The sequence below is a fragment of the Emticicia agri genome (assembly GCF_004168285.1).
GTDB lineage: Bacteria > Bacteroidota > Bacteroidia > Cytophagales > Spirosomataceae > Emticicia > Emticicia agri.
This window is the reverse complement of sequence record NZ_SEWF01000009.1, coordinates 84,310-100,991: the sequence shown is the minus strand read 5'-3', so window position 1 is coordinate 100,991 and position 16,682 is coordinate 84,310. Positions and strand designations below refer to the sequence as shown.

At 37.2% G+C, this 16,682-nt stretch carries 14 protein-coding genes; 13 read left to right on the top strand and 1 reads right to left on the bottom strand.

Translation table 11 applies throughout. The annotated features are described in order from the left end of the window. Window positions 1-35: 35 nt before the first annotated feature. Window positions 36-1,934, bottom strand: coding sequence for a DNA topoisomerase IV subunit B (locus EWM59_RS08105; RefSeq protein ID WP_130020454.1), 1,899 nt, complete (start codon window positions 1,932-1,934; stop codon window positions 36-38). Window positions 1,935-2,112: 178 nt separating this feature from the next. On the opposite strand from EWM59_RS08105, the gene EWM59_RS08100 reads away from it, so the two are divergent. From EWM59_RS08100 to EWM59_RS08040, 13 genes are all read left to right on the top strand, one after another. Then, window positions 2,113-4,602 (top strand): polysaccharide biosynthesis/export family protein, encoded by a 2,490-nt coding sequence (locus EWM59_RS08100; RefSeq protein ID WP_165372140.1) that lies wholly within the window; start codon window positions 2,113-2,115, stop codon window positions 4,600-4,602. Between the two features lie 35 nt (window positions 4,603-4,637). After that, complete coding sequence (locus EWM59_RS08095) at window positions 4,638-5,738, top strand: hypothetical protein (RefSeq protein ID WP_130020452.1); 1,101 nt, start codon at window positions 4,638-4,640, stop codon at window positions 5,736-5,738. A 41-nt stretch (window positions 5,739-5,779) separates the two neighbouring features. Continuing rightward, window positions 5,780-6,616, top strand: coding sequence for an ABC transporter permease (locus EWM59_RS08090; RefSeq protein WP_130020451.1), 837 nt, complete (start codon window positions 5,780-5,782; stop codon window positions 6,614-6,616). A 26-nt stretch (window positions 6,617-6,642) separates the two neighbouring features. Further along, window positions 6,643-7,887, top strand: coding sequence for an ABC transporter ATP-binding protein (locus EWM59_RS08085; RefSeq protein ID WP_130020450.1), 1,245 nt, complete (start codon window positions 6,643-6,645; stop codon window positions 7,885-7,887). Window positions 7,888-8,089: 202 nt separating this feature from the next. Beyond that, entirely contained in the window at window positions 8,090-9,166 is a 1,077-nt protein-coding gene (locus EWM59_RS08080) for a DegT/DnrJ/EryC1/StrS family aminotransferase (protein ID WP_165372139.1), read from the top strand. Window positions 9,167-9,203: 37 nt separating this feature from the next. Then, window positions 9,204-10,181 (top strand): glycosyltransferase family 2 protein, encoded by a 978-nt coding sequence (locus EWM59_RS08075; protein ID WP_229239313.1) that lies wholly within the window; start codon window positions 9,204-9,206, stop codon window positions 10,179-10,181. After that, entirely contained in the window at window positions 10,178-11,284 is a 1,107-nt protein-coding gene (locus tag EWM59_RS08070) for a glycosyltransferase family 4 protein (RefSeq protein ID WP_130020449.1), read from the top strand. The genes EWM59_RS08075 and EWM59_RS08070 overlap by 4 nt, the downstream gene beginning before the upstream one ends. Before the next feature lie 15 nt (window positions 11,285-11,299). Then, the gene (gene lpcA / locus EWM59_RS08065; protein ID WP_130020448.1) at window positions 11,300-11,887 is read left to right on the top strand and encodes a D-sedoheptulose 7-phosphate isomerase; all 588 of its coding nucleotides are present in this window, start codon (window positions 11,300-11,302) and stop codon (window positions 11,885-11,887) included. A gap of 110 nt (window positions 11,888-11,997) precedes the next feature. Further along, window positions 11,998-13,164 carry a glycosyltransferase family 4 protein gene (locus EWM59_RS08060; RefSeq protein WP_130020447.1) on the top strand — a complete coding sequence of 389 codons (1,167 nt, stop codon included), beginning with the start codon at window positions 11,998-12,000 and terminating at the stop codon, window positions 13,162-13,164. Between the two features lie 15 nt (window positions 13,165-13,179). Beyond that, window positions 13,180-14,160: a glycosyltransferase gene (locus EWM59_RS08055; protein ID WP_130020446.1), complete on the top strand. Its 981-nt coding sequence runs from the start codon at window positions 13,180-13,182 to the stop codon at window positions 14,158-14,160. A 6-nt stretch (window positions 14,161-14,166) separates the two neighbouring features. Then, window positions 14,167-15,207, top strand: a complete 1,041-nt coding sequence (locus tag EWM59_RS08050; RefSeq protein WP_130020445.1) for a glycosyltransferase family 9 protein — start codon at window positions 14,167-14,169, stop codon at window positions 15,205-15,207. Window positions 15,208-15,237: 30 nt separating this feature from the next. Further along, the gene (locus tag EWM59_RS08045) at window positions 15,238-16,110 is read left to right on the top strand and encodes a hypothetical protein (RefSeq protein ID WP_130020444.1); all 873 of its coding nucleotides are present in this window, start codon (window positions 15,238-15,240) and stop codon (window positions 16,108-16,110) included. 60 nt (window positions 16,111-16,170) lie between these two features. Continuing rightward, window positions 16,171-16,593 carry an STAS domain-containing protein gene (locus tag EWM59_RS08040; RefSeq protein ID WP_130020443.1) on the top strand — a complete coding sequence of 141 codons (423 nt, stop codon included), beginning with the start codon at window positions 16,171-16,173 and terminating at the stop codon, window positions 16,591-16,593. Window positions 16,594-16,682: the final 89 nt, after the last annotated feature.

Below are 16,682 nucleotides of genomic sequence, written 5' to 3'. Positions count from 1 at the left end.
GTTTAAATTTCTAATTAAATCTGAAAAGGTATAAATCAGGCAACTTCTTTTACATCAATAATCTTCGCTAATACTTCATCAACTTCATCTTTTTCAATTCTTAGATTATCAATGATGAACCGCTGACGTTCAGGTGTATTTTTACCCATATAATAACTCAGAATCTTGGCAATAGAAGATTCTTTCTCTAAAATTACTGGCTCTAATCTGATGTCTTCACCAATAAAACCCTCAAACTCATCGGGTGATATTTCACCCAGGCCTTTAAAGCGGGTAATTTCAGGTTTAGGAGATAACTTCTTGATAGCCTTTTCTTTCTCTTCGTCTGAGTAACAATAGATGGTTTCTTTTTTATTCCGTACCCTGAATAATGGCGTTTCAAGAATATACAAATGTCCCTCTCTTACCAAATCAGGAAAAAACTGTAAAAAGAAAGTCAACAAAAGCAAACGAATGTGCATGCCATCTACATCGGCATCAGTAGCCACTATGATTTTATTGTAACGAAGCCCGTCTAAACCATCTTCAATATTCAGGGCATGTTGCAAAAGATTAAACTCTTCATTTTCATAAACAATCTTTTTGGTCAGACCAAAACTATTCAGAGGTTTACCTCTCAAACTGAAAACGGCTTGCAGTTCAGGATTTCTTGCTTTGGTAATTGAACCACTGGCCGAATCTCCCTCTGTGATAAACATCACTGTTTCAAAACGTTTTTCGTTCTTCTCATCATCTAAATGAAAACGGCAGTCTCTCAGCTTGCGGTTGTGCAGATTAGCTTTTTTAGCCCGCTCATTCGCCAGTTTTTTAATACCTGCCAATTCTTTACGCTCTCTCTCCGACTGCTCAATGCGTTTTTTAAGAGCTTCCTTGATAGCCGGATTCATATGAAGGAAATTATCTAATTTTTCTTTCAGAAAATCTCCGATAAATACCCTGATAGTTGGCGAGTTTGGCTCGTGAGACATGGTAAGTGAACCTAACTTGGTTTTGGTCTGAGACTCAAAAACAGGTTCCTGTACACGCACCGATATAGCTCCGATAATTGACTGGCGAATATCTTCAGGTGCATAATCTTTTCCGAAATGTTCCCTCACGGTTCTTACAATCGCTTCTCTAAACCCGGTAAGATGAGTTCCTCCCTGAGTAGTATTCTGTCCGTTCACAAACGAATAGTACTCCTCACCATATTGGTTACCATGAGAAAGCGCTACTTCAATATCCTCCCCTTTCAGGTGGATAATGGGATAGCGTAATGAATCCTCATCGGTTTTCCGGCGAAGCAAATCTAACAAACCATTGTGAGAAATATATTTCTGCTTGTTAAAAACTATCGTCATTCCGGCATTCAGGTAGCAGTAATTCCATATCATAGCCTCCACAAACTGTGGGATGTAATGGTAATGCTTAAAAACAGTATCATCAGGCGTAAACGACACCAGCGTTCCGTTCTTTTGCTCAGAATCAATAATTTCTGACTCCCTGGTTAATTCTCCTTTAGAAAATTCAGCCCACTTAGATTTACCGTCTCTGAAGGCCTGTACCCGAAAATGCGAAGACAGGGCATTCACAGCTTTTGTACCCACACCATTGAGCCCCACTGCTTTCTGAAACGCCTTACTGTCATATTTTGCCCCTGTATTTATTTTTGATACCACATCAACTAATTTCCCTAAAGGAATCCCACGCCCGTAGTCTCTTACCTCTGCTACTCCTTCCTCCAGCTTAATTTCAATAGACCTGCCGTAACCCATCGCATATTCATCTATACAGTTGTCTAAAACCTCTTTCAGCAATACATATATCCCGTCGTCGGCTGCAGACCCGTCTCCCAATTTCCCAATATACATCCCGGGACGCAACCTTATGTGCTCCTTCCAATCGAGAGAACGTATACTATCTTCATTATAAGTTACTTCCTTATTTTCAGCCATTTTGAAAAAAAATTTTGATTTTATGGATTTTATATATTACTTTGTAATTCAAAGTTCTTTTTAACACATACTTAATATGAAACAGCAAAAATTTAAAAAAACTTCACTTACTTTGCAATGTTTTCAGTTATTGTTCATTAAATACTTAAACAGCAATTTGGCAAATAACGTTATAGATATGAAATTTAACAAAAATAATTTCTTACAAAGTTTCCTCAAAATTACGCTTTTTACACTAATAATCAGCAATTCTTTTGGACAAAATCCAGGTAATGCTCCCACAAATACTCCAACCAATGCACCGGTAATTCCAGCCAATCCGAATACCAATCCGGCAAACACTAATACACCAGCAGGGCGTAACGGGCAGCAGGCTCCGAATCAGCCATTGCCTAATCGTAATCGCACGACAAACCCCAATGACCCGAACGCTATCAGAAATCTCACGCTTAATCCTGCAGACCAGGCAGCTATGACGCGCGAAGACTCTTTAAGGGCTATTCGAGAGCAGGAAGAAGAGCAGGATGTGGCGAAAGTAACCCTAAGAAGAAGAATTTTTGGTTATAATCTGTTTAATACAATCAAGTTTGATCCAACTCCTGCCATTAATATTGCCACACCAAGCAATTATATCCTTGGGCCAAACGATCAACTAATCATTGATATTTACGGCTATTCTCAGGCTACCTATAAAGCAACTATCTCGCCTGACGGTTATATTACCTTAGACCGTGTTGGTCTTGTTTATCTGGCAGGTTCAACAATGGAACAGGCCCGTGAAAAAATACTGAACAAACTGGCGAAAGTTTATATCGGCTTACTCCCATTTGCAGGCAATCCGGCTAATACATACTTAGTTGTTGCTTTAGGCAATATCCGCAGTATCAAAGTTACCATTACCGGCGAAGTTATCGCTCCGGGTACTTATACTCTTTCATCCCTTTCAACCATCCTTAATGCCTTGTATGTATGCGGTGGCCCGAATGAGTTAGGTACTTATCGTAAAATTAATGTTATCCGTAACAACAGAATCGTTGCGACACTTGATTTATACGAAGTGCTGATGAGAGGTTATGCCAAAAACAACATCATCTTACAAGACCAGGACGTGGTGCAGGTTACCCCTTACATTGCCCGGGTGGCTGTACAAGGCAATACCAAACGCAATGGTTTATTTGAGTTAATTGAAAATGAAAAACTTCAGGATGCCATAGCTTACGCAGGTGGTTTTAACCAGTATGCCTATAAACATCGCTTAAAAGTTTACCGCAATACAAGCAGAGAGCGCAAAATTATTGATGTAATGGAATCAGAATTCCCGAACTTCAATGTGGTATCAGGCGACTCAATTGTTACTGAAAGGCTGTTGGAACGTTATGAAAACATGGTGAGTGTTGAAGGAGCTATTTTCCGCCCTGGTCAGTACTCGCTTGACAGCAACCCTACTTTAATGGAGTTAATCAAATCGGCAGAAGGTCTGAGAGGTGAGGCTTTGACAGGTAGAATTGCCATTGTGAGAACACGTGACGATATGATTATCGAAAACATTTCGGTGAATCTTGATGACATTATGAAAGGCAAAGCACCAGATACCCCACTTAAACGTGAAGATATAGTAACTATCCCTTCTATTTTTGACCTTACTGAGCCTGCCTATGTGCGTATTCAGGGAGCTATTAATAATCCTGAAGGCGCAGAAGGTATTGAACTACCTTTTGTAAGAAATCTGACTATTGAAGACGTACTGGTAAAAGTAGGTGGTTTGTCAGAATCAGCCTCTTTGTCAAGAGTAGAGGTGGTTCGCAGAAAAAGAAACGTTGATCCAACTTCGGCAAGTGCGCAGATTTCAGACACTTACGAGTTCAATATCAGACCTGATTTAAGTGTTGAACAAGCCGGAAATAATTTTGTATTATTCCCATTTGATGAGATTTTCATCAGAAAATCACCAAACTATGTAAAACAGGCTTTTGTGGAAGTAGAAGGTGAAGTAATTTTCCCTGATAAATATGGTATCAAAAGCAAGGATGAAAAGGTTTCTGATATTGTGAAGCGTGCCGGAGGTCTTACCCCTTATTCATACCTCGAAGGAGCTACTTTAATCAGAGAAATTCAGCTAAGTGATATTGAAATTGAACAACGCAGAAAAGCCATTACTGAAATTGCCAACAGTGTAAAAGGCAACCAGACTATTGAAGTTGAAGATGTTGATGCTACTAAAAAATCATCAATCGGTATTGATTTAAGAAGAATTCTTGAAAATCCCGGTTCGGTTGAAGATATGATTCTGCAAGATGGGGATATTATCCGTATTCCAAAGCGTTTAGAAACTGTTCGTGTGCAAGGAGAGGTATTATACCCGACTACCGTAAAATATTTTGACAGAGATAATTTTATGAATTATATCTCAAAAGCCGGAGGATTTACCAAGCGTTCGTTAAAAAGCAAATCGTACGTATTATATGCCAATGGCTCGGTTGATAGAACCAGAAGATTCTTATTTGTAAACATTTATCCTAAAGTAGCACCTGGTTCTGAAATCATCATTCCTCAGAAAACAACAACAGCGGTGCAACAATTGGCACAGGTTCAGAACTTGTTTGGTACTATTGCCGCAACCATGACCACCCTAATCGGTATCATTGGTCTATTACAACTTACCAAATAACCAGGCTGCAACACAACACTATTTTAATTAAACAAATGGCTGAAACACAAATCATACAAGAAGAGCAAATCAGTACAAAAGATTTATTTCAGAAAATAATAAATGTTTTTAAGCTGATTGGCAGTGAGTGGAAACTACTATTGATAGGTATTGCATTAGGTACTTTACTAAGTATCTTACTTGATATACAAAACTTCAAGGAGTCTCAGTACTATGGTGAAATTCAATTTAACCTTGAGTCTGGAAATCCTAACCAAGGGGGTATGGGCGGCTTTGCCGGCCTTGCTACTGCCTTTGGTGTTGGTGGAATGGGCGGTGGTGCGCAATCTACCGATTTATTTAGCGGTGGTAACTTCGGTCTGGTTATTTCATCAAAAACCTTGTACGAAAAGGCTTTGATGAAAGAGGTAGAAGTGGGAAACAGAAAGACATTGTTTATTAATTATTACAAAGACAGTAGTGATATAAGAACCAATGAATGGGGTGGCGATATGTTTCATGAGCCCAACAAAGCCGCTATTAATTTCAGATTTACCCCAAAAAGTCCCGAAAAATTCACAAAGGTTGAAAACGAACTGGTAGCTACCATTTATGAAAAACTACTGAAACAGACCGAATTAAAGCCTTTAGATAAAAATGGCTCAATTATGATTTTATCGGCAACCACCAACAACGAAATGCTGACAAAAATATGGTTGGAAACCCTGTTAAAGACTTTGGAGGAATTTTATAAAGAAGTGCGCACAAAAAAGACACAGGAAATTTTAGATATTCAGGTAGCCCGGTTAAATGATTTACAAAGCAAATTGAATTCAACAGACCGTCAGTTAGCTATTACTACCTTTCAGAACATGAATGCCGTTGACCCTACTGCACCCATGCGTCAGCAGCAGTTAAACAGAAATAATACTTATATTTCGAACCAGTTTTATACGCAAATGGCAACAGTTGAAAACCTGAGAATGCTATTGATACATCAGACACCCTTATTTACCTTGCTACAACCGGTTCGTTTACCTTTATTGCGTAAAGATTATACGGTTGGAGGAAGCACAAAAATTGGGGCTTTTCTGGGCTTTTTTGTTTGTCTGATATTCATCATTGTTCGTAAAACCTATCAGGAATTGGTGAGCTAAGTTAAAAGTTTTATTTTTGTTTGAAAGAATTAGATTTGTGAATGAAAAAATCGGAGAACGAAATAGTAATTAAAGCGGGGAAATCAGCACTACATTATTGGCAAGAAGTCTGGCGACAAAGAGAATTATTCTGGATATTAGGCAAGCGTGATGTAATGGTACGCTACAAACAAACTGTCTTAGGCATAGCCTGGGCAGTTTTTCGGCCTTTATTAACTGCCCTGGTCATGACATTTGCTTTTGGTAAAATAGCCAAGATGGAAGTCGATGCCTCTTTACCCTATATGATTATTGTAATACCAGGGGTAATAATCTGGTTGTTTTTTTCTCAGTGTCTGGCACAAATCAGTAATAGTATTGTCGGTAACAGCAATCTGGTTTCAAAGGTATATTTTCCTCGTATCATCATTCCTTTCAGTTCTCTTTTAGTAGGGCTTTTAGATGCATTGATAGCCTTTGCCATGTTTTTTGTCTTTTGCATCTATTATCATTTTGTTCCCAGCTGGCATATAGTATTTGCTCCTTTATTTATGCTTCTGGCCTATCTCGGAGCATTTGGTTTTGGCTTAATAGCTTCGGTTCTGAATGTTAAATACCGTGATATTGCTCAGATTATTCCTTTTGTGGTGCAGTTTGGCTACTTTATCTCTCCGGTTGGATATACCAGCGAACAACAAAAAGATGCGTGGTGGTATCCTTACTATAACCTTAATCCGGTAGTTGGTACCATTGATGGCCTCCGATGGTCTTTATTAGGCGACTACGCTCCTTTTAATTGGCAAAGTTTAATACCAACACTTGTATTTGTAACTATTTCAGTCATCTTTGCAATTTGGTTTTTCCGGAAGAACGAAAACTCTTTTGTCGATTACATCTAACATTGTACCCTTGAGTGGCATTTCGAATGAAAGCAATAACTATAAAAAATATATCGAAAAAATATATACTTAGTCATAAGAAGAAAAAGTATCAGAATTTAAAAGAAACACTTACAGGCTTTGTACAGGAGTTTTTTACAAGTAAAGACGAACAAGAAACAAGAGAAGTTTTCTGGGCACTTAAAGGTATAAGTTTTGATATAGAACAAGGTGATAGAGTCGGAATTGTAGGGTCAAACGGTGCCGGAAAATCGACTTTATTGAAAATATTGAGCAGAATTACTGAACCTACACACGGCGAGGTAAAAGTAAGAGGTAGAATGGCCAGTTTGCTGGAAGTTGGCACGGGCTTTCACCCAGAACTGACCGGAAGAGAGAACATTTTTCTGAATGGTGCCATTTTAGGTATGCGGCAAGATGAAATCAGAAAGCAGTTTGATGAAATTGTTGATTTTGCCGGAATCGAGAAATTCCTTGATACGCCTGTCAAACGTTATTCATCAGGTATGTATGTTCGCCTCGGTTTTGCCATTGCAGCGCATTTAGAGCCTGAAATTTTAATTGTAGATGAGGTACTGGCCGTTGGTGATTCTGAATTTCAGAAAAAGTGCCTTGGCAAAATGAAAGATGTATCGAATGGCGGTAGAACCGTTTTATTTGTGAGTCATAATGCTACAGCTATTCAGGGACTTTGCAATAAGGCAGCTTTTCTGCAAAAAGGCAATCTGGTAAAATACGGCGAAGTGGGTGAAGTACTACACGATTATATGAGTAGTATCTCAAAATTCCAGTTAAGCCAGAACTGGGAAACACCTGAAGATGCGCCGGGTAACGACCTTGTAAGAGTAAAAAATATAGAAGTATTGCCGGATTTAGTGAACGGAAGCAAAAATATTGATGTAAGAACTCCGCTGAAAATCAGTTTTGAATTCTGGAATATGCTTGAAAAAGCTGACCTGAATCTGAGTGTTTTTTTGTATAATATGACGGGTGAATGTATCTTCAATGTAGGTAGCCAGTCTAAAACTTTCTCAAAAGGGCTTATTAAAGGCTTATTGGAGATTCCGGGTAATTTTCTTAACGATGGTTCTTATTACATTTCGGTAATGATAGTAAAAGATACTTCAGACCCGGTTTTCTTTATGGAAGATGCCATCAGCTTTGATGTGGCAGATTTCAGAGAAGGTACCAGTTGGTACGGCAAATGGCCCGGTGCCATTCGTCCTGTACATATTCCGGTAAAGACCTGGAAAGTAGATGGATTGGTTTAGAAAATTAAAATGATAATAATCAGCCTAAAGGATTCTGAAAATCATCTCTATTATTTTCGAATAATAACTACATTTGCAAACTACTTTTTTTTGAACTAATTCAAAAATTATTTTTTACCTGAAAGATGCCCTTTTTCTGAGCAAAAAATAGTCGTTGCATTCGTTCAGCATCTTCGTCTGTCTAAACATTTGTTTCAACATAGTGATAAACGTAACAAAATCTTTTTTACCCCCATTTGAAGAATACCAGAATAAAATCAAGGGTATCTGGGAAAATACATGGTTAACTAATAATGGGCCACTGGTACGTGAATTAGAAGATAAACTGAAAGATTACCTTGGGGTAAAAAACCTCTTGTATGTTACCAACGGCACTATTGCGCTTCAGATTGCCATTAAGGCGCTTGACCTGAAAGGAGAAATAATTACAACCCCCTTTTCTTATTGCGCTACTACCACTTCTATTCTGTGGGAAAACGTAAAGCCTGTCTTTGTTGACATTGAAGCAGATACTTATAATATTGATGCCAATCTGATTGAGCAAGCCATTACCGATAAAACATCAGCCATTCTGGCAACTCATGTATATGGCCGACCTTGTGATGTTGAAAAAATTGAAAAGATTGCGCAAAAACACAACCTTAAAGTAATTTATGACGGCGCACATTGTTTCGGTGCAACCTATCATGGCAAATCTGTGCTTTCTTTTGGCGATATAGCTACCTGTAGTTTTCATGCTACCAAAGTATTTCATACCATTGAGGGTGGTTGTATTATTTGTAAAGACGACGAATTACTGACCAAACTGGCACATTACAGAAGTTTCGGGCATAAAAACGATGATTATTTTATGATTGGCATTAATGCCAAAAATTCAGAGTTTCATGCAGCTATGGGTTTATGCAACCTTCCGAGAGTGGCCGATATAATAGAAAAAAGAAAGATTATTTCTGAAAGATATGACTCTCTCTTAGATTGGAGTAAGCTAAAACAACCCAAACAAGACATTGAAGGGTTTGAATATAACTATGCTTACTATCCGGTTATGTTGTCGTCTGAGCAAAAACTACTGGAAGTAACCGAGGCACTGAAAAAAGAACACATTTTACCACGACGTTATTTTTATCCGTCATTAAATCAACTCCCCTATCTGGGTTTTTATAATCCTTGTCCGGTTTCTGAAGAAATGTCGGTTGCGGCATTATCACTACCTTTGTATTATGACCTGGATTTAAAAGACGTTGAGAAGATTTCCCGCATTGTTAATGCAACCCTTTAGGTAAATCCATTCATTCTTAAACCAAATTCGTCCATCAGTGATTGATGTATCTGTCATTATTGTAAACTACCGAACACCTGAGTTGATTGTTGATTGTCTGAAAACAATACAGCAGTTTACAACAAAAGTGAGTTATGAGGTAATTGTCGTAGATAATCAGTCAAAGGGTGATGATGAGGGCTATGTAAAGAAACTGTTTCCTGAGGTGAAATGGATTCCGATGGGTTATAATGCCGGATTCGGAAGAGCCAACAATCTGGGCATGAAAAATGCCAGAGGCAGATACTTTCTATTACTCAACTCTGACACCAAATTGTTTGAAGATGTAATTGACCAATGTGTGCAGAATCTGGACAAACGGCCTGATGCCATTGCCGGAGGAGCGTATCAGTTTTATCCTGACCTTACTCCACGTGCTTTTTATCATACCTTTACATTCAGAAGAGATTTCTGGATTACCCCTCCATCGCTCAGAAAATATTTAGATAAACTCATTCCTTATACCAGTTATGAAGACCCTGAACAGGTTGATTATATTGCAGCTGCCTTTCTGATGGTCAGGCGAGAAGGATTTGAAAAAACTGGCGGATTCGATGAGGAGTTTTTCTTATACGGAGAAGACACCGAATGGGGTTATAGATTAGGGAAACTGGGTAAATTACTGGTATTTAAAGATTGTAGAATTATTCATGAAGAATGGGGAAGTAAGCCTGAACGATATGAAGAGGCGCAGAACTATACCTATTTCAACCGATTTGATGAGCAGATTCAATTATCTAACTTAGTATGGATCCGCAAGCAATATGGTGCACTTCATTATTTTCTCATGATGTTACATTATTGGATATGGGTGCCAACCTTTTTTTTGATGAAAATTGTCTCTAACCTATTGAAACTCAAAAATCCATTCGATGATTTATATAATCAGAAAAGATTTGCCAATACAATTGGCGTTTTTTCTGGTTTTTTCTGGAAAATTATCCTAAAAAAACCAACTTTTTATAAAATTAAATGAAGCAGAAAACCATTCTTTTTATCACTCCCACCGGAGGGCGAACAGGCTCGGAAATGCTTATTTGGTATTTGCTTAAACATTTGTCAGGCAAAATTAAATCGGTCATTTATAGTTGCCAGAATGGTGAACTTTTTGCTAACCATTCAACCGCCGATTTGACTTTTATTAACCGCACCCAAAAGGGATTTCTCTATAAAATATACGAAGGGGTTTATTATCAGCTATTTAAACGAACACCGGAAGAATCAAGAGTTCTGAAGATTCAAAAGCAGTTAAAGGCAGATAAATGGTATTTGAATACACTTACCATGCCTCGATTTGCCAGATTAGCCAAAGGCCTGCAAGTGCCTTACTATGTACATGTGCATGAGTTGTTGAGTGTATATGATGAGATAGTCTATGATGATTTCAAATTTCAGTTTGATAATGCCGAAAAAATCATTTGCTGCTCGGCTATTGTCGAAAAAAGGATTAAGCAAATGGGATATAAAAACACCATCTTACTCCATGAATTTATTGATACAGAGCAGATAATTATTCAACAAACTCAGAAGGATTTGAGACAAAAATTAAATATTCCTGAGAATGCTTATATATGGGTAATGTCAGGTTCAATGAATCTGCGGAAGGGATATGATTTAGCCTTAGATTTGTTGGCAAACTTACCTGAAAACACTTATTTACTTTGGTTAGGAAATATCAAGAAAACGGGTGTTTTGCATTACTTAGAACAGCGAATGAAACAGGAGAAGCTGAATTTTATACAGGTAGGCGAAAAATCTGATGAATATTATGATTACCTTAATTTAGCCAATGGATTCGTTTTATTAGCCAGAGAAGACCCGTTTCCGTTAGTCATGATTGAGGCGGCATTTCTGCAAAAACCGATCGCCGGATTTAATTCGGGAGGAATTTCTGAGTTTTCATTACAAGGCATGGGTACTGTAATTGATAGTTTTAACCCGAAAGACCTGGCACAAGCCATGATTAAAATTCAACGAAAAGAAACAACCATTGATAAAGAATTATTGAAAAACCGGGCTTTAGATTTTGACATAAAAAATCAGATTGAAAAGTGGGTAAAATTTTTTAATGAAAATTAATACAAAGCGTATAAAATGAATAATCTGACTGATATTTTAAGTGAATTGAAAGAAGCACAAAGAGTGCTTGATAATTTTATTTCGTCGGAAGAAAATATTAAAAATATAGAAGCGGCCGCTATCTTGATGGCTAGTGCCTTAAAAGATGGAAAAAAAATTATTTCTTGTGGCAATGGTGGGTCGCATTGCGATGCTATGCACTTTGCAGAAGAGTTATCGGGCAGGTACAGAGAAAACCGTAGATCTTTAGCAGCCATTGCCATATCTGACCCCAGCCATATTTCCTGCACAGGCAATGATTTTGGTTTTGATTTTGTCTTTTCAAGATTTATAGAGGGATTAGGTAATTCGGGCGATGTTCTGTTAGGTATCAGTACAAGCGGCAATTCAAAAAACATCATGAATGCAGTAAACGCAGCTCGTGAAAAAGGTATGAAAGTAGTTATATTTTCAGGCAAAGATGGCGGCAAATTAAAAGGTACAGCCGATGTAGAAATTATTGTTCCGCATTTTGGTTATGCCGATCGCATTCAGGAAATTCATATTAAGGTCATTCATATTCTGATTCTCTTAATCGAGAAAATGGTTATAAGTAATAATTGAGTGATTGCGTGGATATATATATTTAAAACAATATTATCAATAATTCAACCCTAATCACTAAATCGCCAGGCGTCGGTCGCTCAATCATCAAATCACTCAATTTTAAACTCATGAAAATCCTTTTCATTAGTCATGATGCTAATCGTGCTGGGGCACAGATTTTTTTGTTAAATATTATGCAATATTTTCAAAAAAAGCAGATGCCTATGCACTTGCTACTATTGGGTGATGGTATGCTTGAAAAAGATTTTGAAGCAATATGTCCTGTTTCAAAATATCCACAGGAAAAAGCAAATGCCAATGGAGGTTTTCAGGACAGGCTATTGAAGAAGTTAGGACTGAAAGATAATAATCACTACCAGGAGGCAAAAAAGGCACTCAAAACAAAACTACTAAGCGAAAATTTTGACTGCATTTATGCCAATACTATTGCTACGGCGTTGGTAATGCCCGAATTACTCTCTTACCTGAAAATACCGCTTATTTCGCATATCCATGAATTAGAATTTTCTATTCAGATGTACTCCTCTGCCGAAAACAGAGATTTCCTTTTTAAAAACTCTACCCGCCTTATTGCTTGTTCAAAAGCAGTTGGAGAAAATCTGATTGAGCAGCACAGTGTTCCATCAGGGAAAATTGAAGTAATTCATTCTTTTGTGAATAACAAAGATGTCTTAAACCGTGCTGCTCTTAGCAGCCGTACTGATATACAGATTAAATATGGCATTTCTGAAAAATCATTTTTAATTGGCGGCTGTGGCAATGCCGAATGGAGAAAAGGATTAGACATATTTGCTTTGGTTGCTAAAAATGTATTGGGAATCTTAGAAGAAAACATTCATTTTGCATGGGTTGGTGTAAAAAAGGAAGGTGAGTATTATGAGCAGGTTATTTTTGATGCTACAAAAATGGGACTTGCCAATAAGATTACTTTTATTGAGCCTACACCAGAAGCCATTGAATTAATCAATTGCTTTGATGTATTCACGGTTACCTCAAGAGAAGACCCTTTTCCCTTAGTAATGCTTGAAGCTGCCTTATTAAGAGTACCCATATTTGGTTTTGAAAAAACAGGGGGCTGTTCTGAATTTGTTGAAGACGATGCCGGACACATAGTACCTTATCTTGATATTCCGGCAATGGCACAGGCAATTATTGATTATAAGAAAAACCGACAATTCAAATGGGGAGAAAGGGCCAGAGAAAAGGTGCTGACTCAGTATAGTTTTGAAAATTCTATTCTGAAAATTGAAAATCTATTAGAAACCCTGTCTTAAAAGATTCTATCTCGCATGACACTTGCTTTTACACTTTGTTCGGTCAATTATCTGGCACAGGCACATACTTTAGGAGACTCGCTAAAGCAACATAATCCACATATCAAATTTATCATTGGTTTGGTTGATAAACTTGAAACCAAGGATATAGACACTTCTAAACTACCTGAATATCCATTGCTTGAATTAGATAAGATTAATATTGCCGACTTAGCCGGTATGTGCGACCGCTATGATATTACAGAACTGAACACTGCCGTAAAACCTTTTTATATTGATTATTTTCTGAAAAATCATCCCGAAGCAGATAATATCATCTACTTTGACCCTGATATTATTGTTTTTGATAAATTGACTCATTTAGAAGAAAATTTAGAGAAATACAATACTGTGGTTACGCCACATATTACTACACCTTACAACGACAACAAGTGGCAGAACGAAGAAGATGTGGTAAATACGGGTATTTTTAATTTTGGTTTCGTGGCCATACATCGTTCAGAAACAGCACAGCAAATGATTGACTGGTGGTGTAAGAAATTAGAAAAGGAATGCCTGATTGACCTGTGCAACGGGTTATTTGTTGACCAGCACTGGGCTGATTTCTTCCCGGTTTATTTTGACAAAGTACTGATAAATAAGCATTTGGGCTACAACGTTGCCTATTGGAATTTGCATGAACGGTTTTGCTCACAAATTGATGGCCGATGGTTTATCAATGAAAATACGCCTTTACAGTTTTTCCATTATAGCGGTTATCTCATAGCCAAAGCTAACGAAGTATCGAAATACCAGAATCGTATTAATTTCGAAGAGCGCCCCGATATAGTTCCCTTATTTGAATTATACAGAAATGCTTTATTGAAAAACAATGAACTGTATTGGAAACATTTTCGGTGCGATTATATTAAACCTCCTAAAATAAAACGATATTTGCGGGTGAGAAAATATTTAAAAATGCCCTTAGAAAAATTAGCTCAATTGGTTGAGTCGTAATCCTATATGCAGAAATTTATTGCACTCTGGCAACATCGTTATCGAAAATATACTCATCTACTTAAAGTTTATCTGCATTTTTTAAAGGTCTATTGTAGAATCTTATTGTTAAAAATCAGGTTTTTAGGCAAACGAAAAATTGTTGGCATTATACTTACCCAACAATTCGGCGATATAGTGGCAGGCGAACCCATTTCGAGACAAATCAGAAATCAACACCCTGATGCTTATATACTTTGGATAGTCAAGCCTGTTTTCAGAGAATTATTAGAAAATAACCTGAGTTTAGATGGCATTGTAGAAGAATTTTGCGCAAATCAGCGTAGGTTACTCATTCATTCAGGTGTGTTTGATATACTCTATAATTTACAGTTCAGGAATAACAGTTATTGTCCGGTTTGCGAGGTGTATGTCGAAAATCCGGTAGCCGATGCCAAAGATATTACCATTCACAATTACTATTTTCAGGGAAATCTGCTTACAGTACAACAAAAAATAGCCGGATTACCTACTGAAGACCTGGCACCTAATTTGTTTATTACCGATAACCACCGTGCCAGAATTGATGGGTTACAACTCCCTGACAATTATATAGTAGTACATGGTCAGTCGGTACAGAATAGCAGAAACTGGGATAGTCAGAAATGGGAGCAACTGATTCAATATCTGATTGATAAAACAGATTTATCTATAGTAGAAGTGGGTCTTTCCAGTGATTTGACAGTTAAAAATAAACGATACATTAATCTTTGTGGGGAACTGAATCTTTTAGAAACCGCAGAGGTGATAAGGCGAGCAAAACTCTTTATCGGTATAGATAGTGGTCCTGCTCACCTTGCCAATGCTGTTGGTACTTTTGGTGTTATCATGATTGGAAAATTAAACGATTTCATCAATCATATCCCTTATTCGGGTAAATATAAATCAGGCGAAAACGCTTTGATTGTACGCAATACCCAAGGCCCGAGTTCAGAAATACCGATAGAAGAAGTAATTACAGCAATTCAGCAGAACCATTTAATTCCATTTATTCATCATTTAGGTTAAGAGCTAAACATAAATTTAGCTATTTTCAACATGCTTTTTTTTACACTTTGTCATATAAATCAATTACCCGAAGCCCATGTTTTAGGAGATTCTATAAAATCATACCATCAGGAGGCTGATTTTTATATCGGATTGATTGATAAAAAAGAGAGAATACCGGGCAACTTCAGAGCCAATTATCCCGTAATAGAAATAAGCGAGGTAAAGATTGCCAGTTTTGACGATATGGCAAAGCGTTATACATGGACAGAATTACAAGGCAATGTAAAACCTTTCTTTGCTGAGTTTTTTCTGAAACAAGCAGAGAAAGTAATCTATTTTGACTGTACAACTTTAGTCTATAATCCGCTTGATTTTATTGCAAAGAGTCTAAACAATTATACGATTATTATTGTACCGCAATTGCTTCATGCCGGAATACACCCCGACGAAAAACAGATATTGAATACGGGTATTTTTCACTCAGGTTTTATGGCCTGGAGAAAGTCAGATGAGGCAAAAAATTTTCTAAACTGGTGGGGGAATAATACTGCTACTAAAGGCTACATAGATTTGTGTAAAGGTATGAATGCCGACCAGTTGTGGTTGGAGCATGTACCCAATTTTTATACAAACGTATTGATTGAAAAACACGAGGGATTAAACATAGGTGCATGGAATTTACCTGAGCGATTAATTGATATATCTAAGAACACGGTTAATTCGCAGCCTCTTATTTCTGTTAATTTTAAGGGCATGAAATACTCGGCTGATTATAAGCAAAAAATCAAGAAATATTTAATTGCTCAAACTTTGCCCATGTATGGGCAACCTGACCCTCAAAACAAAAAAATCGGCAAGCAATTTGCTCGTAATATCCGAAAAATCAATAGTTTTATAGATAAATTGATAGACCTGATTTGAATCTATTGAGGTAAAATAAATTTTTCACTTAACTTTGCAACACACTTTCGCATTTTTTATATGAATTACAAAATTGATAAGACAGAGCAATATGCGCTTATTTCTTTAGATGAAACTACTTTTGGCGCCGAGATTGCTCCTCCATTCGAGAAACTGGTTGTTCAACTTTACCGTGAAGGTTACACCAATATGGTTGTTGACTTTACAAAAATAACTGAAGTGGATAATGATGGACTGACCTTAATCAGAAAGGCAACAAGAGTATGTAGGGCCGAACAAGGCCTTTTTGTGATTTGTACGAAAGAAGACGATGTCATTGATGAGATTGATTCAGCAAAAATTCCTGAATTAGTGATTCTTCCTACTGTAGATGAAGGTATTGATGCTGTTTTTATGAATGACTTAGAAAATGATTTTCGTGAAGAAAAAGATGACGAGTTTGATTTAGGAGAGGAAAATGGTTTTCAAGAAGAAAAATATTAATGCCTTAATTACCCAATTTTCTACTCAAAAGTTTAGAGAAACGAGCCAAATTTTATTTATTGTTATATTACCCCTTTAGGGGCAAGGGG

What these genes read in the sequence shown, in the direction of transcription:
- EWM59_RS08060 (WP_130020447.1), top strand. Translation starts at nt 11,998, where the DNA reads ATGAAAATCCTTTTCATTAGTCATGATGCTAATCGTGCTGGGGCACAG.
- EWM59_RS08100 (WP_165372140.1), top strand. Translation starts at nt 2,113, where the DNA reads ATGAAATTTAACAAAAATAATTTCTTACAAAGTTTCCTCAAAATTACG.
- EWM59_RS08095 (WP_130020452.1), top strand. Translation starts at nt 4,638, where the DNA reads ATGGCTGAAACACAAATCATACAAGAAGAGCAAATCAGTACAAAAGAT.
- EWM59_RS08045 (WP_130020444.1), top strand. Translation starts at nt 15,238, where the DNA reads ATGCTTTTTTTTACACTTTGTCATATAAATCAATTACCCGAAGCCCAT.
- EWM59_RS08105 (WP_130020454.1), bottom strand. Translation starts at nt 1,934, where the DNA reads ATGGCTGAAAATAAGGAAGTAACTTATAATGAAGATAGTATACGTTCT.
- EWM59_RS08050 (WP_130020445.1), top strand. Translation starts at nt 14,167, where the DNA reads ATGCAGAAATTTATTGCACTCTGGCAACATCGTTATCGAAAATATACT.
- EWM59_RS08070 (WP_130020449.1), top strand. Translation starts at nt 10,178, where the DNA reads ATGAAGCAGAAAACCATTCTTTTTATCACTCCCACCGGAGGGCGAACA.
- EWM59_RS08090 (WP_130020451.1), top strand. Translation starts at nt 5,780, where the DNA reads ATGAAAAAATCGGAGAACGAAATAGTAATTAAAGCGGGGAAATCAGCA.
- EWM59_RS08055 (WP_130020446.1), top strand. Translation starts at nt 13,180, where the DNA reads ATGACACTTGCTTTTACACTTTGTTCGGTCAATTATCTGGCACAGGCA.
- EWM59_RS08085 (WP_130020450.1), top strand. Translation starts at nt 6,643, where the DNA reads ATGAAAGCAATAACTATAAAAAATATATCGAAAAAATATATACTTAGT.
- lpcA (WP_130020448.1), top strand. Translation starts at nt 11,300, where the DNA reads ATGAATAATCTGACTGATATTTTAAGTGAATTGAAAGAAGCACAAAGA.
- EWM59_RS08040 (WP_130020443.1), top strand. Translation starts at nt 16,171, where the DNA reads ATGAATTACAAAATTGATAAGACAGAGCAATATGCGCTTATTTCTTTA.